Raw genomic sequence first — 23,803 nt, 5'->3', positions numbered from 1 at the left:
TCACGTCTCAGGCGTTGATCTTAAGTCCTTCGGGATCGTAGAGCGGCTTTGCCGCGCGCTTGGCGCCATAGACTTCGCCGTACACCTCGACCTCGTAGGTGTCGTGCTCGGCCTCCTCGGCTGCCACGTAACCGTAGACGATAGGCGCGCCGACCGTATGTCCGTAGTCCGCGCTCGTGGTGACGCCGAGCACCTTGCCGTTGCGCAGGATCGCCTCGCCGCCGTTGACAGGAGCCTTGCCGTCGAGCGCCAGGATGCAGAGTTTGCGATCGGGTCCGGACGCGGCAATCTTCTTCAGGGCTGCGTGCCCCTTGAAGTCGCCCTTGGTCTTGGGAATGAGCCAGTCCATTCCGCAGTGATAGGGCGAGTAGTCGGGAGAGATATCGCTCGCCCAGAGCAGATAGCCTTTTTCCATGCGCAGGCTGTTGAGCGCGCGGTAGCCGAAGTTGGAGAGGCCGAACTCCGCGCCCGCTTCCCGCAGCACGTGATAGACGTGCAGCGCATACTCGGTCGGAATGTGCAGCTCGTATCCGAGCTCACCCGTGAACGAGACGCGCATAGCCCGCACGGGGGCCGCGCCCACGGTGAGCGCCTTCATCTGCCCATAAGGGAAGGCTGCGGCACCGACATCCTCTTCCGCCACCTTCGCCAGAACGGCGCGCGATTTCGGGCCGCAAAGGTTGATCACCGCATAGCCGGAGGTGACGTCGACGGTGCGCACCGAGCCGTCGTCCGGCAGATGGCGGCGAATCCAGCCGAAATCGTGCTCGCCATAGGCGGTGCCGGTCACGGCGTAGAAGCGGTCCTCCTCCAGGCGGCAGAAGGTCATGTCCGCTTCGATGCCCCCCCGCTCGTTGAGGAGCTGGGTATGAATGAGGCTGCCCACCGGCTGGTCCATGTCCGCAACCGCGAGCTGCTGCAGCGAAGAGAGCGTGTTCCGGCCGAAAAGCTCCATCTTGGCGAACGAGGAGAGGTCGATCATCGCCACGCCCTCGCGCACCTGCTTGTGCTCGTTGGCCACGTGCTCGAACCAGTTGGGCCAGTCGAACGAGGGCTTGTCGACAGGCTCGACGCCAGCTGGCGCAAACCAGTTCGCGCGCTCCCATCCGGCGCGCGATCCGAACACCGCGCGCTGCTCCTTCAGCGGGTAGTAGAGCGGCGAGCAGCGGATGTTGCGGACGGACTCGTGTTCCTCGACCGGCCACTTCATCGCGTAGTGCTTGGCGTAGATCTCGATGGCACGGTCGTACATGAAGTACTTGGTGTTGTGGTGGAAGTTGAAGCGCCGCACATCGAGAGGCCACAGGTTGTTGGCCGGCCGCCCTTCCATAATCCACTCCGCCATCACCGAGCCCGCGCCGCCGGCTGCGGCGATGCCGTAGATGAACCCGCACGACACGAACACGTTATCGAATTCGGAGACGCCGCCCATGACGAAGTCGCCATCTGCCGAAATGGGGATGGCGCCGTTGATCATCGCGCGCACGCCCACGGTTCCGACGACGGGAGTCCGCTTCGCCGCATTGAGCGCCAGTTGCTCGAAGCGCTCGTAATTCTCCTGCAGGAGCTGCTGGTCCCAGCCCCTGGGAATGCCGTCGCGGGCGAAGGCCGGGGTGTTGGGCTCGTAGCCGCCCACCACGATGCCGCGCACCTCCGGCTTCCAGTAGAGCAGAAGATCTGGATCGCGCACCGTTGGCATGCCCTTCGGCAGATCGGGGATGGGGTCCGTGATCAGATACTGATGCTCGACCGCGAAGGCCGGCACGCGGCATCCCATCAGCTTGCCGAGCTCGTGCCCCCACATGCCGGCAGTGTTCACCACCGTTTCAGCCCGAATGGGACCCTTGCTGGTCTGCACCTCGACGATGCGGCGTCCCTCCGCCTTGAACCCCGTCACCTCGCGGTTCTGGATGAACTTGACGCCACGCTGGCGTGCGCCCGCGGCCAGCGCCTGGCAGAGGCTTGCCGGATCGACGTAGCCGTCCGAGTCGATGAACGTCGCGCCTTCCACGCCGTCCAGCGTCATGATCGGAAACAGGTCCTGCGCCTCCTTCGGCGTCAGGAGCTGCATATCGAGGCCGAACGACTTGGCGGTCGTGGCGGAGCGGCGGAACTCCTTCATGCGGTCCTTGGAGGACGCGATGCGCAGGCTGCCGACTTTCTTCCAGTCGATGGGCTGGCCGGTTTCCTTCTCGAGCACATCATAGAGCGCGATGCTCTTCTGCAGCATGCGCGTGACGTTGCGCGAAGGGCGGAGCTGTCCCACCACGCCGGCTGCGTGCCATGTCGCGCCGTGCGTCAACTGAAACTGTTCCAGCACGACGATGTCGGTCTTGCCTGCCTTCGCGAGGTGGTAGGCAATGCTGCAGCCGATCACCCCGCCTCCGATGATCACGATTTCTGCGGCATCAACTGTCATTCTGAGCAATCCTCTTTGCGTGCTTCGTTAGATGATGTGGACGATCCGGATCGCCTACGCGGCTCCCGCCGTCGTGGTGTGTTGCAGGCGGCTCGCGCCGGCGCGGAACATGCGATCGATCAAGATTCCGAGGAAGGCGAGGCACAGTCCGGCCACGAGCCCCCGTCCCGGATTTGCGGTGGTGAGCGCGATGTAGACCTCCTGGCCGAGATCGCGCGTGCCGACGAGCGCTGTGATCACCACCATCGCCAGTGCGAACAGGATCGCCTGGTTGATGCCGAGAAGAATGGTGGGAAGCGCAACCGGAAGCCGGATGAGCCGGTCGAGTTGGAATCTGGAGCATCCCATGGACTGTCCGGCTTCGACGAGATCGGAAGGCACGGTCCTGAGCGCGGTCATCGTGAACTTCACGATGGGCGTGATGGCGAACGCGACGATGGCGAGAAGCGCTGCGAAATCGCCGACGCGGAACAGCATCACAACGGGAATGAGGTAGACGAAGCTCGGCAACGTTTGCAGAAGCTCGACCGCCACGTTGGCCGCGCGGTAGAGCGCATCGTAGCGCGCGGCCGCAACCGCCAGCGGAATGCCGATCAGCGCCGAAACCACCGTCGCCGACAGGCAGAGATAGAGCGTGATCATCACCTTGTCCCAGAGGCCGGTGACGAGGCAGAAGCCGAGCACCAGCGCGCTGAGAAGCGCCAGGCGGAGCCCTGCGATGAAATAGGCTGCGAGCGTGACGAGACCGGCGAGCACCAGCCACGGCATGTCCGCCAGAAAAAACTTGATCGGGTTCATGAGGTTCTTCAGCGTGAAGATGCGGAGAGCCTCCATCGCGTCGAAGAAATTGACGTTGATCCAGCTCACGGTCGCATTCAGAACGCCGCCCGTGGAAAGACGCAGCGCATCGGGGAATTTGGCGAGCCATTCGATCCACACGCCGGCCAGGGTCGCAGCCAAAAGCCAGCCGAGGGGGAGAATCAACGATTGCCCCCAGCCCGGCGCCTGCTCCACATCGGGGCGCGCACGATTGGCGACCGCCGCGCCGAGGCGGTCGAGCATGATGGCGATCACGACGATGGCCGTTCCCGAGACGAAGCCGCGATCGATGTCGAGCTGGCGCAGGGCGCGCAGCACGTCGAAGCCGAGCCCGCCCGCGCCGATCATCGAGGCGATGATCACCATGTTGAGCGTCATCATCACGGTCTGGTTCAGGCCGACCAGCAGCATCGGCCGCGCCGACGGCAGGAGAATGCGCCAGATCGCCTGACGCTTGGAGCAGCCGATCATCGTGGCAAGCTCGCGGATCTCCTGCGGAGCCTGATCGAGCACCAGCGCGGTGACGCGTGCCATTGGCGGCATCGCGAAAATGACGGTCGCGATCATCGCGGCAACGGGGCCGAAGCCAAACAGAAGGAGCGTCGGAATGAGGTAGGCGAAGGCGGGCACCGTCTGCATGATGTCGAGGCCGGGCGTCAGCAGCCACGTGTTTACGCTCGGCCGCGCATGCGCGAGCACGCCCACGAGGAGACCGGTGATGACGGCGATGGGCACGCAAACCAGAACCGATGCCAGCGTCAGCATCGCGCCGTCCCATTGCCCGAACAGAAGCAGGTAGGCGCATCCGGCCGCTTGCAGCGCTGCGAGGCGAAAGCCGCTGGCCCAGTATCCGGCCCACACCAGGAGTCCCGAGAGACCGAGCCAGGACAGCGCGGGCAGCTCGATGTGGGTCTCTCCGATGTTGAACGCGAAGCCCTTGACGAGGAGCGCAGTCACGAGGTCGAGCGGCAGCTGCACCACCGAGGCCAGCGCGCGCGTCACCGGCGAGATGTGGGACACGATGTATTTGAGCCACGTGGTGATCACGTCGTCGATCGGCAGCTTCCACGCGGCGGGATAGCTCGCCGTGTCCACGGGACCAGCGACGAGACGGCGCTCAGTGCGGCAAGCATCGCCGCAGCCGCCCAGAGCCGTTTGTCGCGCAGAACTGTCAGGGTCGCGGCTCCGCTCATGACGCCGACCTTTCCGCAGCGGTGACGGACATCATGCGCAGGATGGTGGCGGCGTCGATCTCGCCCGTCACCTGTCCGCTCGCGTCCTTGACGCCGACAGGCCCGTGGGCACCGGCGACGAGCGATGCGATCTCGATGATCTTCTTTCTGCCGTCCACGGTGACGTCATAAGGGAAGGGCCGCGCGGGTGCCGCAATGCGCCCGCAACTGATCACGCGGGTCTGATCGACGCCGGCGACGAAAGAAGCGACGTAGCTGTCGGTCGGCTCGGCAACGATCTCCTCCGGCGTTCCCGTCTGCACGGCTTTGCCATCCTTCATGATGGCGATCCTGTCTCCCAGACGAACGGCTTCGTTGAAGTCGTGTGTGACGAAAACCATTGTCTTGTGAAGCCGCGCCTGGAGCCGCATCAGCTCATCCTGAAGCTCGCGGCGGATGAGCGGATCGAGCGCGGAGAACGGCTCGTCGAGAAACAGCAGCTCGGGATTTCCCGCCAGTGCGCGCGCAAGGCCCACACGCTGCTGCTGGCCGCCCGATAGCTGATGCGGCAGGCGTTCCGACATTCCGGCGAGGCCCACCAGGGCCGTCAGCTCGGATACGACTTTCGTGATCTGGGACGTCTCGTCGCCGCGAATGCGCAGCGGGAGTGCGATATTGTCGGCGACTGAGAGATGAGGAAGCAGAGCGAAGTGCTGGAACACCATCGCCATCTTGTGCCGGCGCACCTCCATGAGATCCTTGGGGGAGAGCGTCATCAGGTCGACGCCGTCCAGCATGATCTTGCCGAAGCTCGGCTCCACGAGGCGGGTGAGGCAGCGCAGAAGCGTAGACTTGCCGGATCCCGACAGTCCCATGATCACGAAGATCTCTCCGTGCCGGATATCGAGATGGACATCGCGCAGGGCGGCAAGCGTGCCGGCCTTCTCGGAGCTCGCTTTGAGCTCGGCTGCGTCAGTGAAGGTGTCCGTGTGGGCGCCGTAGACCTTCCAAAGGTCGCGGCAGCTCAGTTTGACAGCCCGTTCGGCTAGGATATGCGGGGCATATTTCATTGACGCATCGTTCCGGAGAGAGGCGAGAATCCAAGGAGCGGCAGAAACGAGACCGGTCTTGGGCGAACGGCATCCGTCCGCCCAAGACGGAGATGCCTACTCCAGCCAAGCGCGCCAGCGCGCCTCGTTGGCGTTGAGCCAGCCATCGGCCACATCCTCGACCGAGCTCTTGTCCCGGTCGACCTTGAGGATGAGCGCGTTCATTTCGTCGGTATCGACTTTGAACTTCGAGATGGCGGCATGGGCCTTCGGCCACTTCTTCTTCAGGCCTGCCCAGGCGGCTTTCAAAATCGGCCCCTTGGGCTTGCCGCAGTCGTAGCGCTTTTCCTCGTAGCAGGCGGGCGTGTAGGGCGGGAACTCGACCCATTCGCCCTTGTAGATGGCGGGCGCCCAATGCGGCGAGTAGATCCAGAGGATGATCGGCGCCTTTCTGGCGTAGGCGGACTCGAGCTCGGCGAACAGCGCCGCATCGGTGCCTGCGTGGACGACCTCGAAATTGAGTCCGAGCGCGGCCACGCGCTCATCGTCGAAGCCGGCCCACGTCACCGGCCCGCCGAGATAGCGCCCCTTGGGCTCGGTGTCAGGCGTGGAGAAAGCTTTGACGCACTCGGGGCTCTTGAGCGCTTCCCAGTTCGGAAGTCCGGGGCATTTCTCCTTCATGTACTCGGGATACCACCACTCCTCGCGGGCGTTCATGCCGGATTCGCCGAGATTCTCGACACCGCCGGTCTTGATCGCGGCGTCGAATACGTCCTTCGTCGTGGTTGTCCACACTTCCATCTGAACGTGGAGATCGCCGGTCTCGAGGCCCTGGAACTGCGCCATCGTGTCAGCCGTGGTGTATTCGATCTTGTAGCCGTTGCGCTTCAGCGCCTCGCCCATGATCCGGCTGCTGAGAAGCTGGCCGGTCCAGTCATTCAGGACGAACTTGATCGGCTCTGAGGACTCCGCTGCATGAGCGGCGCTCCCGAATGCCGCGGACATCGCGACGGCGGTGACGCACAGTGCTTGAGGCCAACTACACTTTCCCATTTTTAGTCCCCTTTTCTACACGGCTGTCGATACTTGCTGGGAGCCGGATCGCCCGGCGGAAGACGCATCAGGCGCGGACCCTCGCTCCTGCGGCGTCGTAGAGCGGCTCGAGATGGAGCGTTGCGGGAACGCGGCGCGTTCTCACTTCCAGCTCGTAGTTGTTGGCGGCCCGCAGCGACGCATCGTCGAGGTCGCCGTCGGATCTGAGGTAGCCGAGGCCGATGCTGCGGCCGACCGTGTGACCGGACCCGCCCGACGTCAGCCAGCCGATGCGCTTGCCGTCCCGGTAAATGGTCTCGCGGCCGAGCAGCACGACGCTCGGGTCCACGCTGAACGTGACAAGGCGTTTGGTGAGCGGGGCCTGCTTGGCCTTGAGCAACGCCTCGCGGCCGATGAAGTCCGCAGGTTTGTTGAGGCGCACAGCGAAGCCGAGGCCCGCTTCGTAGGGCGTATAGTCGGAGCCGATGTCTACCGACCACACGCGATAGGCCTTCTCGAGCCGCAGGGAATCGATGGCGCGGTAGCCCGCGTTCTGGATGCCATGCGCCGCGCCCGAGGCCATGATGGCCTCGTAGACCGTGAGTGCGTACTCGGTCGGAATGTGCAGCTCCCAGCCGAGCTCACCCACGAACGTGACGCGTGCCGCGATCACGGGAGCGCCCGCGATGAAGATCTGCTGGCACGTCGCGAACGGGAAGGCGCTGTTGCTGAGATCCGCTTCCGCGAGAGGTTGAAGGATCTCGCGCGCGGCTGGCCCCATGACCGAGAAGCATGCGTAGGCGGAGGTGACCTCATGCACCGATACGGGAGCCGCGCGCGAGATGTTGCGGCGAAGATGGGCGCCATCGTGGGTGCCGAACCCCGTGCCGGTGACGAGATAGAAACGCTGCTCGTCGAGCCTGCTGATGGTGACGTCGGCTTCGATGCCCCCGCGGCGGTTCAGCATCTGCGTGTAGATGATGCTGCCCACCGGCTTCGAAATGTCGTTTGCGCAAAGCCGCTGCAACTCGGCTTCTGCCGCAGGACCCTCGATGAGGAATTTGCCGAACGAGCTCTGGTCGAACACCGCCGCGCGTGTCCGCGCCGCCTTGTGCTCGGCCGCGACATGGCTCACCCAGTTCTGGTGATCGAAGCTGTAGATGTCGCGCGGCTCGACGCCGGTGGGTGCGAACCAGTTGGGGCGCTCCCATCCGAACTTGGCGCCGAACGAGCAGCCCTGCGCCTTGAGGCGATCGTAGATCGGGCTTCTGCGCAGCGGTCGCGCGGCTTGCGACTCGAGGTGCGGCCAACCCATCGCGTAGTGCTGCGCCTGTCCTTCGAGCGAGCGGGCCATGACCGTGCGCCGCGAGCGGTGATGATTGCCGAAGCGGCGGATGTCGACGGCCCACATGTCGTAGGCAGGCTCGCCCTCGATGATCCATTCCGCGAGCGCCCGTCCCGCGCCGCCGCCTGCCGCGATGCCGAAAGCATTGAAGCCGGCGCCAACGAAGAAGTTCTTCACCTCCGGCGCCTCGCCGAGGATGAACATGCCGTCCTCGGTGAAGGACTCGATGCCGTTGAACCAGGTCTTCACGCCGACGTTCGCCAGATCCGGCACCAGCTCCATCGCGTTCTTGAGCAGCGGCTCGAAGTGATCGACATCCGGCTCCATGAGCTTGAACTCATGGCCTTCCGGAATCCGGGGCACGTCGAACGGAATGGGATTGAACTCGTATCCGCCCACCTGCAGGCCGCCGACGTCCTCCTTGAAGTAGGTCTGGTAGTCCGTGTCGCGGACGGTCGGGATGTGCCGGGCAAGACCTTCGATCTTCTCCGTGACGAAGTACTGATGATACGAGGGCTGAAGCGGCACGTTGACGCCTGCCATCCGCCCGATCTCGGGAGCCCAGATGCCGCCGCAGTTCACGACGATCTCGCAAGCGATCCGGCCGTCCTTGGTGTTGACCGCCTTGATAACGCCCGCCTCGGTCTCGATGCCGGTGACGACGACGTCTTCGAGGATCTTGACGCCGCCCATGCGCGCACCCTTGGCGAGCGCCATGGTGATATCGCTCGGATTGGCGACGCCGTCGCTCGGCACGAAGGCCGCGCAATCGAGGCCCTCCACATTGAGCTGCGGCACGATCTTCTTCACGTCGGCCGGCGTGATGATGTCGAACTCGAGCCCGAACGAGCGAGCCGTCGTTGAAGCGCGCTCGAACTCGGCGCGGCGGTCCTTGGTGCGGGCAAGGCGCAAGGAGCCGCAGCGCACCCATCCGGTCGCCTGGCCCGTTTCCTTTTCGAGGCTCTCGTAGAGATCGACCGAGTAGCCGAGCAGGCGCGTGATGTTCGCGCTGGAGCGGAGCTGTCCGACGGCACCGGCCGCATGCCACGTCGAGCCGGAGGTCAGCTTGTGGCGCTCGAGAAGAACCACGTCCTTCTGGCCCATCTTCGCCAGATGGTAGGCGACCGAGCATCCGACGATACCGCCGCCGATAATGACAATACGTGCTTGCGCGGGAATTTTATTGCTCATGTGCACCCTGTAGGCGTTTCTGTTCTGGTGGCGAGGCGGCCAAGAAAATGGCTGAGGAAATGATCCTCAGCCGTGCTGGCGTTTGAAGTGTTCGAGGTTTCGGAGGAACCGTTTGCGGTTCATTTCGGTGTAGCCGGCATAGCCCTGCTCTTGATCGGGATAGAGGGACGACATGCCCGCTTCCACGATCTCGCGATCGAGCTTCGATGCGAGCTCCTGGACGGCGCCCCACAGCGTCTCCCGCAAATTCACGACCAGCTTGAAAATGCGGAACTGCTTCCAGATCTCGTCGTTCAAGCCGCCGAAATAGTGCGTGAGGATTTTCGCGTCGATCGCCTCGCTGTCGTCGTCGATGTTGGCGGTGATGGCCGCGACGTCGAACAGCGGATGACCGTAGGCGCCATAGTCCCAGTCGATCAGGAACAGTGTGCCGGCCTTGTCGATCATGACGTTCTGCGGAACGAGATCGTTGTGCGTAAAGACCGGATGGAACGGAGAGACGAGACGTTCGAGCGCGTTGGCGTGATTGGCCAATGCGTCGACGTCGGCCACGATGCGTGACTTGTTCTCCTTCAAGTAGCGCGCGTAGATGCGCACGACCTGGAAGGGCCAGAAGTAGGGAAGCAGCCCATCGATCGCAGCCCCGCCTGCGTGCAGCTCGCGGATGCGGCGCACGAGCCCGGCAAGGATTGCGTCATCCTGCATGTCGTCGGGCCTGAGGTGGCGCCCGTCGATGAAGTCGCTCACCGTGACGGGGCCGCTGGCAAAACGAAGGGCGGGCGAAACGCCGACCTCCGCCGCAGCCCGCATCGCGTTCTGCACGAGAGCCTGGGAGATGCCGTGGACCGGGATGTCCCGCCCCACGCGCACGACGTACTTCTGAGACGAAGCCTCGGCGATGAAGTTCTTATTGCAGAGGCCGCCGACGAGGGGCTCGATCGAGACGGGGGTGCGCCAGAAGGGCAGGGCCGCGATGTGGCTCCTGACATCAACGTCGGGCGTCGCCGCATCCATCATCTTGGAAACCCCCTCGGTTGGAGAGCCAACGTCAGAACTTTATGTGGCGGTTCTAACATGTCGCATGTGTCACTTCAACATCTTTTGTTGGAAGTGCCATATTTTGTGATTATCTCTTGGCAAGTCCACGCAAACGGGGCCAACAAGAGGCGCTCTCCATGGCAACCGAGGGATTACGGACGATGACCAAGCTGAGGCCAGAAGATCGGCGTGAGCGGGTCTTGAAGGCGATTAACGCCAACGCGTCGTTGCGCATCACTGAGCTTGCGCGCACGCTCAACGTTTCCACCGAGACGATCCGGCGGGATCTGGATTTTCTGCATGAGCGCGACTTGGTTCAGCGCCACTACGGCGGCGCAGTCGCGAAGTCCGTCGGCTCGGAGCCGCCATGGTCGGAGCGCCTCGCTGCCTTCGCGGAAGGCAAGGCCGCGATCGCGCGTCAGGCCATCAAGCTGTTCGCCGACAAGGATGTGCTGATGCTGGGGCCTGGTGCCACGGCCTATACGTTTGCCAAGCACCTCGCGTCCGAGAACCGCCGCCTCACCATTTTCACGAACAATCTCGCGGCAAGCTTTTGTTTTCCACCGGATTCACGCACCCGTCTCGTCATCGTGCCGGGTGAGTTCGATCCGGCCGAAGGCTGCACGTGGGGGCCCGAAGCGACGGCCTTCATCAACAAGTTCCGCTTCGATACCTGCTTGCTGAGCGTCAGTGGACTGACGCCGGATGGCGGCACCGAGGTCGTGTCGGGTATTGCCTGGAGCGAGCGGGCCATCGTCGCGCAGTCGGCGCGCAATGTGCTCATGGTCGACCACGCCAAGTTTGGCAATACGAGCCTCGAGCTCGTGTGCAAGCTGGACGAGGTCGACATGCTCATCACGGATGTGGCGCCCCAGGGCGAGTTGCTCGAAGCGCTTCGCGACGCGGACGTCGAGATCGTCGTCGCCGATAGCGAATAGCCCGCGCCCGGCCTCGCGACTCGATTTTCGCGCTTTAAGTACGGCGCGTGCGCCGGTTGGTCCCCAATTTGCACCAATCTACCCATGAGTGGTCCGCAACAAAAAATGTGATTGTTGCAACATTTAAGCGTGCTAAGGTTTGGTGGTGCCACGCCCGGTCAGAAGGTATGCGTGACGCATCTGCCAGGTCGCCCGCGGCCTCGGTTGAAAATCCAACACATAAGCGACGGTTGAGCCCTCAATGAGCCGCATCACAGGTCTTCTCTTCGACAAGGACGGGACCATCCTGGACTTCTACAAGACCTGGATCCCCATCAACCGCGACATGGCTATCGACGCGGCGGGCGGGGACGCGATCCTTGCCGCGGAGCTCCTGCGTGCGGGCGGACACGATCCCGATACCAACATCGTCGCCCCCGGAGCCGTCCTCTCGGCGGCGGGCGTGATTGGAATCGCGAAGTGCTTCGCAGACGCCCTTGGCGAGCGGGCGCCTCCGGATCTGGTCGAGATCGTGTCGCGGAACTTTCGCGATGGCGGCGGGAAATACGCGACCTTGATCGAGGGCGCCTCCGGCGAGATCGCGCGCTTCGGTGCGCTGGGCTACCGGCTTGGGCTTGCGACGAACGATACGGTGGCAGGATTGCACGCCTCGATGGGCCGGTGCGGCGATCTCGTCAGGCACTTCGAATTTATGGTGGGCTGCGACAGCGGCCACGGTGCCAAACCGGAGCCGGGCATGGGGCTCGCGTTCGCGGCCGCCACGGGGCTGCACCCCTCTTCTTGTGCGATCATCGGAGATTCCATCCACGATCTCGAGATGGGCACGCGCGCTGGCTTCGGCCTGCGTGTCGGCGTGCTCACCGGGCCGTCGCTCCGCGAAGACCTCGAGCCGCACGCGGACGTCGTCATCGACAGCATCTTGGAGCTGGCGGACGTGCTCCGCGCCTGAGCCTCGGCTTCGCGAAAGATCCTGGAAACCGTCCATGCCAATAGGGCACCGGACGGCGCGTGCCAGGTCCGGTGCCCTTAACGGTCTGCGCCGCGATGCGACGCGCCAGCCCAACAACGTGACTTGGCGCGAAGTGTTCCGCGGGCGAGGCAAAGAAAAATTCCGGAGGGAGCGATCCTCAAGGAGGGTGCAGCCCGTGCGCGGGAAAGCGGACGATTTTGTTCAGGGCGCAGGGATGACGCCGGATGCAGTCCGTGCCCCGATGCCCGGCGAAACCTCGCACGATCCTCCCAAATTCAATTCATAATGCGTGGAAAGGGGGCTACCGTCGCGAAAGCCGATCGTGGCCCGCGCGTCGTCGCGCCTGAGCGATAGCACGATCGGGACTATGCAAATCACGCGGGCGAAGGTCGGGGCCTCAATCAGCCTCGACCGGGCGCGCAGCGCTTCGTCGTGTCGCGTTGTGAGGCCGCCGTCACCTCGATACGCGCTACGGATCGGGGCCGGTGGATTGCCGGAAAGCAGATGAGGGGGATGCGCTCGTGACCTTTGCCGAAAGTATCGTGCACGCTGTCGGCAACACGCCGCTGATCAAGTTGCGGCGCGCGTCCGAGCTGACGGGATGCACGATCCTGGGCAAGGCCGAGTTCATGAACCCCGCGCAATCTGTGAAGGATCGCGCCGCGCTGTTCCTGATCGAGGATGCGCTGAAGCGTGGTGCCGTGAAGACCGGCGGCGTCATCGTGGAAGGCACGGCCGGCAATACCGGAATTGGCATTGCAGCCCTGAGCCGCGCCTTCGGCCTCCGCGCCGTGATCGTCATGCCCGACACGCAGTCCATCGAGAAGAAGGATGCCGTGCGCGCGCTCGGAGCGGAGCTGGTCGAGGTCCCGGCGGTCCCTTACGCCAATCCCAACAACTACGTGCACTACTCGCGCCGTCTGGCGGAAGCGCTCGCGAAGACGGAGGCGGGCGGTGCCGTCTGGGCCAATCAGTTCGACAACGTCGCCAATCGCGACGGGCATGTACGCAGCACCGCCGAGGAGATCTGGACGCAGACCGATGGCAAAGTTGCGGGCTTCGTCTCTGCCGTCGGCACGGGGGGAACGCTGGCGGGCGTCGCGCTCGGCCTGCGGGCGCGCAGCAAATCGGTCAAGATCGCGCTCGCGGATCCGCCGGGCGCCAGCCTGTTCTCCTATTACACCAAGGGCGTGCTCGCTTCTCACGGAGCGTCCGTGACGGAGGGCATCGGCCAAGGCCGCATCACCAAGAACCTCGAAGGCTTCACGCCCGATTTCTCATTCGAGGTTCCTGACGCTCAGTCGATCCCTATTTTGCACAGCCTCATCACGGAGGAGGGCCTGTGCGTGGGCGGGTCGAGCGGCGTCAACATCGCCGGTGCCATCGCGCTTGCCCGCGAGCTGGGGCCGGGGCACATCATCGTCACCATGCTCTGCGATCATGGCACACGCTATCAGTCGAAGCTGCTGAACCCCGCCTTCCTCGCCTCCAAGGGCTTGCCGGTTCCGGATTGGCTGGCACGCCGCACGGTGATGCCGGTGGTGTTCGAGTAGACCCGCCACTCAGCCCGCATGTCCCCAATGCCGGTGCAGCATGCGCGTTGTCCAATCGAGCAGGAAACCGAGCGCGCCGATGACGAGCACCATCGCCATCAGCTCGGAGTAAGCGAGCCGGTCGCGGGTATCGAGAATGAAGTAGCCGAGCCCCGCAGAGACCCCGAGCATCTCGCACGGCACGAGCACGATCCAAAGGATTCCGATCGCAAGCCGCACGCCGGTGAGCACATGGCCGAGCACGCCGGGGATGACGATGTGGAGAAGCGTCTCCCAGCGGGTTGCCGCGAGGCTGCGGGAAAGCTGAAGCCACGCGGGGTCGAGGTTGCGCACGCCCGCCGCCGTATTGAGCAGGATCGGCCAGACCGCCGCGAACGTCAGCAGGAAATAGATCGGAGTGTCGCCGACGCCGAGCACCATGACGGCGATCGGCATCCACGACAGCGGCGAGATCATCCGCAGGAACTGAAATGCCGGTGAGGTTGCGGCTTCGAAGGTTCGGTTGAGCCCCACGAGAAGCCCCACCGGCACGCCGATGAGCAGCGCGAAGCCGAGCGCCACCAGAATGCGCTTCAGGCTCACGGCCACGTGCAGAAAGAGATCGGAGCCGGTGACGAGATCGCAGAGGCTCGCGAAGGCGGCGAGCGGACTGAACCGCTCGCCCAATCCGCCCGGCGCCGCGAGAAAGTGGATCAGCGCCCACCAGAGCAGAAGGATGCTGCCGAGCCCCGTCAGGCCAAGCAGGAGACCCGCGTCCTGGCGTCCCGGCACCGCACGCGGTGCGGAGACGGCTGTCTCGACCTCACTCTCTCTCAGCTCGCCTGCGATGTCGCTCACGTGACGATCACCTCTTTGCGCTCGAAGCCCTCCGGAAGCCCGAACGCTGTGAGGCCGCCGTTGGCCGTGATCGCCGTCTTGACGAAGCTGTCGTCGACGAGGTCCTTCGCCGCGAACGCCGGATCGAGCGCATCGAGGAAGCCCCTGTCGCCTTCGATGAGCGTCTTCTTGAGCAGGCGCACCAGCTCCTCCGTGTAGCTCGGATAGGGATAGGGCTGAAAATCGATCCGCTGCTCGTTCCAGTCCTTATGAAGGATGGCGCCGGAGGCGAGGTAGCCGGTGATGTCGGTCTTTGCCGGCGCGAGCACCTTCGTCAGAACCTCGACGGTGTGCGGCGTATATTTGTTGCTGCCGTCCTTGGAGAGAAGCTTGGCCGTCTCGACCCGGTTCTCGCGCGTCCAGACCTGCGCCTTGACGATCGCGTTGACCACCTTCTGCGACCACGCGGCACGCTCCTTGAGATCACGCTCGTGCAGGAGAACGACGCAGCACGCATGATCCTTCCACACGTCGCCCGTGAAGCGCAGAACCTTGCCGACGCCGAGCGTCTCGCCGGCGGCGTTGAACGGCTCGGCCACGATGTAGCCTGCGATCTGCTTGGCCGAAAGCGCCGGCACCATGTCCGGTGGCGCAAGGATGACGAGGTTGACCTCATTGGGCGCGACGTCCGTCTTCTTCGTGACCGGCGTGAGCCCGTTCGCCCGCAGAAGCTCCTGCAGCACGATGTTGTGGATCGAGTACCAGAACGGAATGGCGACGGTCTTGCCGCCGAGATCCTTCACCGAGCCGATGTCCTTGCCGACCGTGAGCGCCGAGCCCGACGTATGGTTCCAGGCGACGACCTTGGCGGGCACTTTGCTGCCGTAACGCGCCCAAACGGCGATCGGCGACAGCACGTGAACGACGTTGACCTGTCCCGAGATGAAGGCCTCGACGAGCTGCGCCCAGCTCCGCAGCAGAACGGGCTTTTCCGCCTTGATCCCTTCCGCCTCGAACAGGCCGTTGGCATGGGCGACGAGCAGCGGGGTCGCGTCGGTAATGGGCAGGTAGCCGATTTTCACCGGCTCGTCCGGAGCCTGCGCGCGGGCTTTGAACGCATCGAGGAACGGCAGCGCGCCGCCGGCGGTGAGCAGCGCTGACAGTTTGACGATGTCGCGGCGCGAGAAGAAGTCTTCGTTCATGTGTGGTCCCTCCAGTCAGATCCAGTCAGTTGAGCCGCGATGTCGCCTGCCGCAGCCGCGTCACGATCTCGACGCGGATCCGGCCAAGCTCCGCGACCTGCTCACCTCGGGGATGCGGAAGATCGATCCGCCATTGTCCGGCTTCCCGCCCCGGCGAGCCGCCGATGAGCACGATGCGATCCGAAACGAGCAGCGCCTCGTCGATGTCGTGGGTGATGAGCACCACCGCCGTTCCGAAGTCGCGCACCACCTTGAGCAGGAGCTGCTGCATCTCCGCGCGCGTGATCTCGTCGAGCGCGCCGAACGGTTCGTCGAGCAGAAGAACCTTCGGCTGCCGTGCGAGGCAGCGGGCCAGGGAAGCGCGCTGCGCCATGCCGCCGGAGAGAGCGGAAGGATGCAGCGTTCGTGCATGAGCGAGGCCGACCTCTGCCACGGCGCGCTCTACACGAGCCGCGCGTTCTTTGGCGGAAAGATGCGGCTGGTGCTTGAAATCGAGCCCGAACGCCACGTTGCGTTCGAGCGACAGCCAGGGCAGAAGTCCGGGGTTCTGAAACGCAATGGCGACGCGGGGATGGACATCGCGAACAGGCGCTCCATCGATCTGAACGACCCCAGACGTCGGCTGCTGAAGCCCGGCCAGCACGCGCAGCAGGCTCGATTTTCCGACGCCGCTGGGGCCGAGAACTGTGACCACTTCGCCCGGCAGCAGCGAAAGGTCGAAGCTGGCAAGAACCGGCCGCGATACCCCGGGATAGGCGAGGGACAGCGCGCGGGCCGCGAGTAGAGGTGAGGGCCCCGCTTGAGTCATGCCTGGACCGCCGGATGCCGGGCAAGAGCCGTCTTCAGCTGGACGATGCTCGGCGTGATGACCGGAATGAACGCGGATTCTCGCCAGCGGCGCGCGAAGTGCTGGCCCGGCGCGCTGAGATACGCGCGTCCGCCGCTCGCCTGCAGCTCCAGCCCCACGGCTTCGGACACCAGGTCGGCGAGCGCGATGCGAATGCGGAAGAGCGCGGCGGCATTCGTCTCGAAGACGCCGAGCTGCAACCCGTCGAGCAGCGCGCGCTCCTGGTGGAGAAGCGCGTTGGAGAGGTCCGAGATCGGCTCCGCGAGAACGCTTCGTCCCGCGCCCGAGGCTGTCCGCGCTTCGGCGAGAGCCCGCCGCGCGAGACCGATCGACATGCCGCATTGGAGACCGAGAAACGCTGGCCGCACTTGAGGCAGCCAGGCGCGCGCATCCGGATGGATCACATCCTGCGGCGTGAGCTCGGTGTTCGAGACCGTGATCGCCGCCGTGTTGGTGGAGCGGAGCGCGATGAGATCGAGATCGGCCGAACGAGCGACGCCGGGCGTCTGCGACCACAGCGAGCCAATGAAAGGCGGCGCATCCCCCTGCGCCACGGCAACCGCGACGTGGAAATCATCCCCGCGCAGGTTCGTCACCCACGGCAGCTTCCCGCTCACGAGGCGCCGTCCGGCTTCGGAGCGCGCTTCGAACGAAAGCTCCTCCAACCCTTCGAGATGTTTCATCGCATTCGAAAGACCGGTTGCGCCTGCGACCGTTCCCGCGAGCAGGCCCGGAAGAAGGCGATTGCGAAGGGCCGCATTCGGGCTCTGCAGAAGGTACTCGATGTAGGTGCGGTGTCCCCACAGCACGAACCCGGCGGAGAGTGAGCGCTCGGAGACGTCCGCGATTGCCGCCACCGCGTCAGTGAGGTGCCCCCCGGCGCCTCCCAGCTCCCTCGGCACGCCGATCGCTGCGAGGCCTGCCCGGCTCAGCGCCGGAAGCACCCCCGCCGCTGGCTCGCGGCCGGTGTCGAGCCCGTCCGCCGCTTGGTCCAGCCAGCCGCTGACGTCGGATGCGAGACGCGGCGGGCGCGCGAGATGTTCGAGTGTGCTCATTCGGCGGCCGCTGCCGGTGTGCCGGACGCCACGGGGCCGTCCCAGCGATAGGGCTCGAGTTCGCGATTGAGGGGGGGCTGGCCGAGGTTATTGGCGAAATTGCACAGCGTGGCGAGGCTGACACCCAGCACCACCTCGAGCGCCGCGGCCTCGTCAAAGCCGGCCTCGCGGAAGGCTCGAAGCGCGTCGTCCGAAACGGCGCCGCGTCCCGCGATCACCGCGCGGGTGAAGATGGCGATGGCCTCGAGCCGCGGATCTTCGAGAGGCGAGAGGCTGCGCAGCGCCGAGACCGTCGCCGCGTCGAGCCCGGCTTTCTTGGTTGCGATTGCCGTATGCCCGGCAACGCAGAACCCGCAGCCATGCGTGGCCGCCGCCGTGATCTGCACCACCTCCCGCTCGGGAAGGGACAGCGAGGCACGCGCATTGATGCCGGAGACCGTGAGATAGGTTTCGAGCGCGACCGGAGCGTTGGCGAGAACGCGCAGCAGGTTCGGCAGATAGCCATTGTTCTTTTGCGCTGTCTCCAGCGCGGCGCGTGCCGCCTCCGGTGCGTCCTCGGGGGTGCGGAGTGGAAGTCGCGCCATAGCAGATCCTTGCGCTGAGCGTTGTCTGTCCGGATGGGCAGACTAGTCGCGCGTGCACAAGCGCTAGGCAAATACGAAGATCGAAAATGAAAAGCAGAAAGTCTGATATGTAAGAGGAAGCTACGAAGACTTGCGCGCTACGCCGGGGCGTCAGGCCTTGGCGCGATAGCCGAGACCGCGAACCGTCTCGATGCGGTCGCGCCCGATCTTCGCGCGCAGGTGATGAATGTGCACCTCCACCGCGTTGCTCTCGATCTCCTCCTGCCAGCCGTACAGCATCGCCTCCAGATCGGCCTTGGAGTGGATCACGCCCGGCCGTTCCACGAGCGCCAGCAGCAGCGCGAACTCGCGGCGTGAGAGATTGATCGGCTCGCCGTTGGTGGAGGCCGTCCGCCGCTCCGTGTCGAGCACGATGTCCTGCCAAAGGATGGTCGGCGTTGCGCGGCCCACGGCCCGGCGGCGCAACGCACGCAGACGCGCGGCCACCTCGTCGAGGTCAAACGGCTTGCCGAGATAGTCGTCCGCCCCGTTGTCGAGCCCCCGGATCCTGTCGGCCACGGCGTCGAGCGCGGTGAGCAGCAGAACCGGCACCGCATCGTTGCGCTGGCGCAGCTCCCGCAGCACGTCGAAGCCGGATCCGTCCGGCAGCATGACGTCCAGCACCACGCCGTCGAACGTCGTCGTGCCGAGTGCGGCCAGCGCATCCGCGCACGTGCCGACCCCCTCCGCGGTGATCCCGTGGATGCCGAGGCCGACCGTCAGGCCGTTCTGAAGAACCGGGTCATCCTCTACGACCAGAACCCGCATATCGATCCTCTTACCTGCGTCTTGGGTCAGTTATGGAGGTTTTCTTGAGGAAATCCAGGGGCTCACTTTCTTAAGCCTGCCTTAAGCTTGCGGGCCTCCGATCGGCTATGAATGGGCGTGGTATGTCCACGATGTGGGTCTCCTCATGAACTCGTTGAATGCACGCCTGTTTGCGCTCCTTCTCATCGCGACGAGTCTCGTGTGGGCTCTTGGCATGGCTTGGATTTATTCGGGGAGCCGGAAAGAGCTCGAGCGGGTGCTGGACGCCCGCCTCGAGGAAGCGACCCGCATGGTGAGTTCGCTCATCGACAATGCCGACGTGCGGGTGACGACGGAGGTGTCCGGCCTCCGCTTGCCCAATCAGCAGTCGACGGCTCACCCCGCCATCTCGGACTTCCAGCTCGCCTGCCAGGTGTGGTCGATCGACGGCCGCCTCGTCGGCAAGTCCAGCGCCGCGCCCATGACGCAGCTCACGCACGTGAGCAGCGGCTATTCGAACCAGGAGATCAACGGCGCGCGCTGGCGCGTCTTCGCGCGTGAGGACCGCGAGCGGGGAATCCGCGTGCTCGTCGGCGACAGTGTCAGCCATCGCGAGCGCCTCGTGCGAGAGTTGATGTGGGGCCTCGCCGGTCCCGGCGTCGTCGTTCTCATCGTGTTGAGTGGCCTGATCTGGGCAGCCATCCGCCAGGGCCTCGCCCCGTTGCGGCGTCTCACGCAGGCCGTCTCCAGGCGCAACGCGGACGCGCTGGACCCCATCGACATCGGCGATACCCCGCGCGAGATCAGCCCCGTGGTCGATGCCTTGAACGGGCTGTTCGAGAAGGTCGTGATCGCCCGCGAGCATGAGCGCAGCGTCACCGCCTTCGCCGCCCATGAGCTGAGAACGCCGCTCGCAGGGCTTCGCACGCAGGTTCAGGTCGCGCTCGCGGCGCAGGACCCGGCGGTGAGGGAGACCGCGCTCAAGAATGCGCTCGTCTCGGCCGACCGCACGACGCGGATGGCCCGCCAGCTTCTCGCGCTCGCGCAGATCGATGCGGCGGGCACGCAGTCGCCGCAGGAATGGATCGACGCAGGCACGCGCATTCGCGCCGTCTGCGACGATCTGCGAACGAAAGAGAACCCGTCACCCGCCTCCATCGATGACCGCCTTTTTGGGTGCCGCATTCGGGTCAATCCGGATGCCTTCCATGCCGCCGTGCGCAATCTCACGGAGAACGCCATCCAGTACAGCAGGGGTCCCGAGCCGGTGTGCTGGTCGCTCGCCCAGCAGGCAGGCGCGGTGCTGCTCACCATCGAGGACGATGGCCCCGGCATCCCGGCGGACGAGATCGGCATGGTGACGAAGAGGTTCTTCAGGGGCCGCCACAAGAGCGCGCTGGGAAGCGGGCTCGGCCTTTCGATCGCGGATACAGCCTTGCAGAAGGACGGCCTTGCCCTGCGCTTGCAGAACAGAGCCCCGGCGCCGGGCCTGCGTGCTGAGATTGTCATCGACGTGTCACGTGTGACGTTGCACCAGGAGGAGAAGCGCAATTTCGAGCAGATCGCAGGCGCGGCTATCGAGCCGGTCTGACAAAACGCCTCGCGTTCCGGGGACGCGAGAGCCTTTAAGCTTGCCTTAATCTGAGATGTTAGATCTCCGGCGCTGGGATTGTGGCCGTGGGAAGCGATCTCGAATTCACGCTGGAGCACGCCCGCAGAGAGGGCAGTCGCTCCGATCGAAAGTTTGACGAGCCGAAGGGCGAACGCCCGCTCACGGGGATTGGGAACCAAGCATGTGGATCGTCAGGTATGCCGTCGGTCATCGCCACAGCATCGGCGTGCTGGCGATCCTGCTTCTGCTGATCGGCACGCTGTCCGGCCGTGGCATGTCCACCGACATTCTGCCCCCGGTGAACATTCCCGCCATCAACGTCATCTGGACCTATCAGGGCCTCAACCCGCAGGAAATGGCGAGCAAGCTCACCTCGTTCAGCGAGCTTGCCATCATGAACAACGTCGACAATCTGCGTGAGGTGCGCTCCGAGACCATCAACGGCGTTGGCATAGTCCGGGTCGCCTTCCAGCCCGGCACCGACGTGACGGGAGCCTTCTCCCAGGTGACGTCCGTGAGCCAGACGATCTTGCGGCGCATGCCCGCCGGCACCAACCCGCCGCTGATCGTTCCCTACGTGCCGTCGAGCGTGCCGATCATTCAGCTCGTGCTGGCCTCCGATACGCTGACGGACGGCGCCCTCTATGACTATGCCCGGCTTCAGCTCCGCGCACAGATTCAGTCGATCCGCGGCATCCGCCTCTCTCTCCCTTATGGCGGCGCGTCCCGCCAGGTCATGATCGACCTCAAGCCCGAAGCGCTCCAGGCCTACGGCATCTCCGCGAGCGACATCGCGCGCGCAACCGCCACGCAGAACCTCACGCTGCCGTCCGGCGCCTTGCGCGTCGGCACGCGCGAGATCGCCATCACGACCAACGCGAGCCCCGAGACGGTCGCGGCCTTCGCCGACCTGCCGCTGCGCTCGGTGGACGGGCGCGTGATCCGTGTGTCGGAAGTGGCGAGCGTCCGCGACGGGCAGGCCGTCCAGAGCAACATCGCGCGCCTGAACGGCCAGAACGCGGTGATTGTCTCGATCCTGAAGCTCGGCAACGCCTCGACCCTCGACATCATCAATCAGATCAAGGCGCGCATGCCCGAGCTGCAGGCGGCCGCGCCCGAGGGGATCACCATCGCCCCGGTGTTCGACCAGTCGGTGTTCGTCACCAGCGCCATCAATAACGTGATGGTCGAGGCCATCATCGTGGGACTGCTCGTCGCCTTCGTCGTGCTCGTCTTCCTCGGAAGCTGGCGCTCGTCGTTGATCGTGCTGACCTCGATTCCGCTTGCCCTTCTGGCGTCGATCGCAGGTCTCGCCGCCACCGGAAACACATTCAACCTGATGACGCTCGGCGGGCTGATGCTCGCGATCGGCATCCTGGTCGACAACGCGCTCGTCGAGATCGAGAACATCAACCGCAATCTCGATCTCGGCCATCCGTTGAACGAGGCGGTCCTGAAAAGCGCGAGCGAGGTCGCCTTTCCCGAGTTCGTCTCGACGCTTGCGATCTGCATCGTGTTTTCGCCGTTGTTTCTGCTCACCGGGACGGCCGCGTTCGTCTTCGTTCCGCTGGCGCTCTCCGTCGTGTTCGCGATGGTCGCCTCCTACATCCTCTCCCGCACGCTCGTGCCGACGCTGGCGACGCTGATGCTCTCCTCGTCGTCGGGGCATGGAAGCCACGGCAAGGGGCTGTTCGGCCGCTTTGCGGCAGGCGTCGACCGTTTGCTCGGCTTTCTCGAAAGGCTCGTCGCCGGTCTCGCGAAGCTACAACTCGAGTGGAAGATCATTCCCATCGCCGGACTGGTGTTCGCGCTGGGTCTCGGTGCGGTGTCCGCGACCAAGCTCGGGCGCGAGTTCTTCCCCGAGACGGACGCCGGCATGATCCGCATCTACGTGCGCGCGCAGACCGGATTGAGGCTCGAGGAAACCGCGAGCACCTTCGCCGACGTGCAGCGCGAGATCCGCAACGTCATCCCGCCCGACGAGGTGGGCTTCATCGCCGAGAACATCGGAAGCCCCGAGCCCATCAACCTCGCCTGGATCGAGAGCGGCGTCATCGGATCGTTCGACGGCGAGATCCTCGTGCAATTGGCCGACAAGCACGCGCCGACCGCGCTCTACATCGTGAAGATCCGCGATATGCTGCGTGAGAAGTTTCCCGCGCTCACCGTCTACTTCCGGCCTGCCGACGCGACCTCGCAAACCCTCGCGGGCGCCGCGCAGACGGCGATTGAAGTGCGGCTCATCGGTCGCGACGTCCTCGGCAACGCCGAGATCGCGCGCGATCTGATGGCCCGAATGCGCGAGATCCCCGGGGCGGTGGACATTGCCATGCGCCAGGTGAGGGATCTGCCGTCCTACTACCTCGAGATCGACCGCGTGCGCGCGCTCCAGATCGGCGTCACACCACAGGACGCCGCAACCGCGCTGCTCGCCGCGTTGGGGGCGTCCGGAACCGTGTCGCCGAGCTTCTGGGTCGATCCCTCGCAGGGAACGTCGTACACGGTGCAGGTGGTAGCCCCGCCCTCGAACCTCACGTCGCTCGAACAGTTGCTGAACACCCCCGTGCGCCCGGCGGCAGGCGGCCAGCCGGTGACGCTACGCTCGTTCGCCTCGCTTCAGCTTCGAAACATTCCGGCTAACATCGACCGCACCACGCTGCAACCGACGACGACCATTCTCGCCAACGTTCAGGGGCGCGATCTCGGCGGCGTGTATGCGGACGTGACGGCGGCGATCGACCAGCTTCGCCCCCGCCTGAAGCCCGCCAACCGCATCGAGGTCGCCGGCCAGGCTCAGTCCATGGACCAGGCCTATTCCGAGATGCTCGGCGGCCTGATGATGGCTGCGGTTTTCGTCTATCTCGTCATGGTCGTCAATTTCCAGTCGTGGATGATGCCGTTCATCGCCATGGGCGGTCTGCCGGTCGCAATCTCGGGCGCCATGTTCGCGCTCTTCGTCACCGGAACGCCGCTGTCGGTTCCCGCTCTCACCGGCCTCATCATGGTGATCGGCGTCTCGACCGCCAACAGCGTGCTGGTCACGAGTTTCGCGCGCGACCGTCTGCTCGAAGGCGCAACACCCGCCGAAGCCGCCGTCGACGCGGCGGGCACGCGATTGCGCCCGGTTCTGATGACCGCCACGGCGATGATCGTCGGCATCCTGCCGATGGCGCTGGGGCATGGCGAAGGCGGCGAGCAGAACGCGCCGCTGGGACGCGCTGTCGTCGGCGGTCTCGTTTTCGGCACCTGCGCGACGCTGACGTTCGTGCCGTTCCTTCTCTCGACGCTGGCCGGGTTAGGCCGGCGCAAAGCGAAACCCGAACCCGCCGTGCAAGCCGCCCCCGCGGGCGCTCACGCCCCGGCCGAGTGAACGAC

The 23,803-nt window shown here is 65.0% G+C and carries 17 protein-coding genes; 5 read left to right on the top strand and 12 right to left on the bottom strand.

Annotated elements, in window-relative coordinates; translation table 11 throughout:
- Nucleotides 1-7: 7 nt before the first annotated feature.
- From PE058_RS14035 to PE058_RS14010, 6 genes are all read right to left on the bottom strand, one after another.
- Nucleotides 8-2,419 carry a GcvT family protein gene (locus PE058_RS14035; protein ID WP_271028684.1) on the bottom strand — a complete coding sequence of 804 codons (2,412 nt, stop codon included), beginning with the start codon at nt 2,417-2,419 and terminating at the stop codon, nt 8-10.
- 54 nt (nt 2,420-2,473) lie between these two features.
- Nucleotides 2,474-4,333: an ABC transporter permease gene (locus PE058_RS14030; protein WP_271028683.1), complete on the bottom strand. Its 1,860-nt coding sequence runs from the start codon at nt 4,331-4,333 to the stop codon at nt 2,474-2,476.
- Nucleotides 4,334-4,427: 94 nt separating this feature from the next.
- Entirely contained in the window at nt 4,428-5,480 is a 1,053-nt protein-coding gene (locus PE058_RS14025) for a betaine/proline/choline family ABC transporter ATP-binding protein (protein ID WP_020086304.1), read from the bottom strand.
- A gap of 96 nt (nt 5,481-5,576) precedes the next feature.
- Nucleotides 5,577-6,512, bottom strand: coding sequence for an ABC transporter substrate-binding protein (locus tag PE058_RS14020; protein ID WP_198011191.1), 936 nt, complete (start codon nt 6,510-6,512; stop codon nt 5,577-5,579).
- A gap of 67 nt (nt 6,513-6,579) precedes the next feature.
- Complete coding sequence (locus tag PE058_RS14015; RefSeq protein ID WP_271028682.1) at nt 6,580-9,027, bottom strand: GcvT family protein; 2,448 nt, start codon at nt 9,025-9,027, stop codon at nt 6,580-6,582.
- Nucleotides 9,028-9,093: 66 nt separating this feature from the next.
- The gene (locus PE058_RS14010; protein ID WP_271028681.1) at nt 9,094-10,044 is read right to left on the bottom strand and encodes a choline/ethanolamine kinase family protein; all 951 of its coding nucleotides are present in this window, start codon (nt 10,042-10,044) and stop codon (nt 9,094-9,096) included.
- Between the two features lie 182 nt (nt 10,045-10,226).
- Here PE058_RS14010 and PE058_RS14005 point away from each other — a divergent pair, with 182 nt between their 5' ends.
- The 3 genes from PE058_RS14005 to PE058_RS13995 all read left to right on the top strand — a co-directional run bounded on the left by PE058_RS14005 (nt 10,227) and on the right by PE058_RS13995 (nt 13,526).
- On the top strand, nt 10,227-11,003 hold the full coding sequence (locus PE058_RS14005; RefSeq protein ID WP_020086308.1) for a DeoR/GlpR family DNA-binding transcription regulator: 777 nt from the start codon (nt 10,227-10,229) through the stop codon (nt 11,001-11,003).
- A gap of 241 nt (nt 11,004-11,244) precedes the next feature.
- A complete protein-coding gene (locus tag PE058_RS14000) occupies nt 11,245-11,952 on the top strand; it encodes an HAD family hydrolase (protein ID WP_271028680.1) in 708 nt (235 codons plus the stop codon).
- A gap of 542 nt (nt 11,953-12,494) precedes the next feature.
- Nucleotides 12,495-13,526, top strand: a complete 1,032-nt coding sequence (locus PE058_RS13995) for a cysteine synthase A (RefSeq protein ID WP_271028679.1) — start codon at nt 12,495-12,497, stop codon at nt 13,524-13,526.
- A 9-nt stretch (nt 13,527-13,535) separates the two neighbouring features.
- Here PE058_RS13995 and PE058_RS13990 read toward each other — a convergent pair whose 3' ends face one another.
- The 6 genes from PE058_RS13990 to PE058_RS13965 form a co-directional block, all read right to left on the bottom strand.
- The gene (locus PE058_RS13990; protein ID WP_271028678.1) at nt 13,536-14,363 is read right to left on the bottom strand and encodes an ABC transporter permease; all 828 of its coding nucleotides are present in this window, start codon (nt 14,361-14,363) and stop codon (nt 13,536-13,538) included.
- Entirely contained in the window at nt 14,360-15,544 is a 1,185-nt protein-coding gene (locus tag PE058_RS13985; RefSeq protein WP_271028677.1) for an ABC transporter substrate-binding protein, read from the bottom strand. The genes PE058_RS13990 and PE058_RS13985 overlap by 4 nt, the downstream gene beginning before the upstream one ends.
- A 25-nt stretch (nt 15,545-15,569) precedes the next feature.
- Nucleotides 15,570-16,352 carry an ABC transporter ATP-binding protein gene (locus tag PE058_RS13980; RefSeq protein WP_271028676.1) on the bottom strand — a complete coding sequence of 261 codons (783 nt, stop codon included), beginning with the start codon at nt 16,350-16,352 and terminating at the stop codon, nt 15,570-15,572.
- Nucleotides 16,349-17,446 (bottom strand): acyl-CoA dehydrogenase family protein, encoded by a 1,098-nt coding sequence (locus PE058_RS13975; RefSeq protein ID WP_271028675.1) that lies wholly within the window; start codon nt 17,444-17,446, stop codon nt 16,349-16,351. Before PE058_RS13975 ends, PE058_RS13980 begins: the two co-directional genes overlap by 4 nt.
- Nucleotides 17,443-18,030, bottom strand: a complete 588-nt coding sequence (locus PE058_RS13970; protein ID WP_020086315.1) for a carboxymuconolactone decarboxylase family protein — start codon at nt 18,028-18,030, stop codon at nt 17,443-17,445. Before PE058_RS13970 ends, PE058_RS13975 begins: the two co-directional genes overlap by 4 nt.
- A gap of 150 nt (nt 18,031-18,180) precedes the next feature.
- Complete coding sequence (locus PE058_RS13965) at nt 18,181-18,837, bottom strand: response regulator transcription factor (RefSeq protein WP_271028674.1); 657 nt, start codon at nt 18,835-18,837, stop codon at nt 18,181-18,183.
- Nucleotides 18,838-18,982: 145 nt separating this feature from the next.
- On the opposite strand from PE058_RS13965, the gene PE058_RS13960 reads away from it, so the two are divergent.
- Together PE058_RS13960 and PE058_RS13955 are read left to right on the top strand one after the other, a co-directional pair.
- Nucleotides 18,983-20,407, top strand: coding sequence for an ATP-binding protein (locus PE058_RS13960; protein ID WP_271028673.1), 1,425 nt, complete (start codon nt 18,983-18,985; stop codon nt 20,405-20,407).
- A 202-nt stretch (nt 20,408-20,609) separates the two neighbouring features.
- Nucleotides 20,610-23,798, top strand: coding sequence for an efflux RND transporter permease subunit (locus tag PE058_RS13955; protein ID WP_271028672.1), 3,189 nt, complete (start codon nt 20,610-20,612; stop codon nt 23,796-23,798).
- Nucleotides 23,799-23,803: the final 5 nt, after the last annotated feature.

It is taken from the genome of Hyphomicrobium sp. DMF-1, assembly GCF_027886585.1.
Classification (GTDB): domain Bacteria; phylum Pseudomonadota; class Alphaproteobacteria; order Rhizobiales; family Hyphomicrobiaceae; genus Hyphomicrobium_C; species Hyphomicrobium_C zavarzinii.
This window is presented reverse-complemented; position numbering and strand designations above follow the sequence as displayed.

What these genes read in the sequence shown, in the direction of transcription:
- PE058_RS14035 (WP_271028684.1), bottom strand. Translation starts at nt 2,419, where the DNA reads ATGACAGTTGATGCCGCAGAAATCGTGATCATCGGAGGCGGGGTGATC.
- PE058_RS14025 (WP_020086304.1), bottom strand. Translation starts at nt 5,480, where the DNA reads ATGAAATATGCCCCGCATATCCTAGCCGAACGGGCTGTCAAACTGAGC.
- PE058_RS14020 (WP_198011191.1), bottom strand. Translation starts at nt 6,512, where the DNA reads ATGGGAAAGTGTAGTTGGCCTCAAGCACTGTGCGTCACCGCCGTCGCG.
- PE058_RS14015 (WP_271028682.1), bottom strand. Translation starts at nt 9,027, where the DNA reads ATGAGCAATAAAATTCCCGCGCAAGCACGTATTGTCATTATCGGCGGC.
- PE058_RS14010 (WP_271028681.1), bottom strand. Translation starts at nt 10,044, where the DNA reads ATGATGGATGCGGCGACGCCCGACGTTGATGTCAGGAGCCACATCGCG.
- PE058_RS14005 (WP_020086308.1), top strand. Translation starts at nt 10,227, where the DNA reads ATGACCAAGCTGAGGCCAGAAGATCGGCGTGAGCGGGTCTTGAAGGCG.
- PE058_RS14000 (WP_271028680.1), top strand. Translation starts at nt 11,245, where the DNA reads ATGAGCCGCATCACAGGTCTTCTCTTCGACAAGGACGGGACCATCCTG.
- PE058_RS13985 (WP_271028677.1), bottom strand. Translation starts at nt 15,544, where the DNA reads ATGAACGAAGACTTCTTCTCGCGCCGCGACATCGTCAAACTGTCAGCG.
- PE058_RS13980 (WP_271028676.1), bottom strand. Translation starts at nt 16,352, where the DNA reads ATGACTCAAGCGGGGCCCTCACCTCTACTCGCGGCCCGCGCGCTGTCC.
- PE058_RS13975 (WP_271028675.1), bottom strand. Translation starts at nt 17,446, where the DNA reads ATGAGCACACTCGAACATCTCGCGCGCCCGCCGCGTCTCGCATCCGAC.
- PE058_RS13970 (WP_020086315.1), bottom strand. Translation starts at nt 18,030, where the DNA reads ATGGCGCGACTTCCACTCCGCACCCCCGAGGACGCACCGGAGGCGGCA.
- PE058_RS13965 (WP_271028674.1), bottom strand. Translation starts at nt 18,837, where the DNA reads ATGCGGGTTCTGGTCGTAGAGGATGACCCGGTTCTTCAGAACGGCCTG.
- PE058_RS13960 (WP_271028673.1), top strand. Translation starts at nt 18,983, where the DNA reads ATGAACTCGTTGAATGCACGCCTGTTTGCGCTCCTTCTCATCGCGACG.
- PE058_RS13955 (WP_271028672.1), top strand. Translation starts at nt 20,610, where the DNA reads ATGTGGATCGTCAGGTATGCCGTCGGTCATCGCCACAGCATCGGCGTG.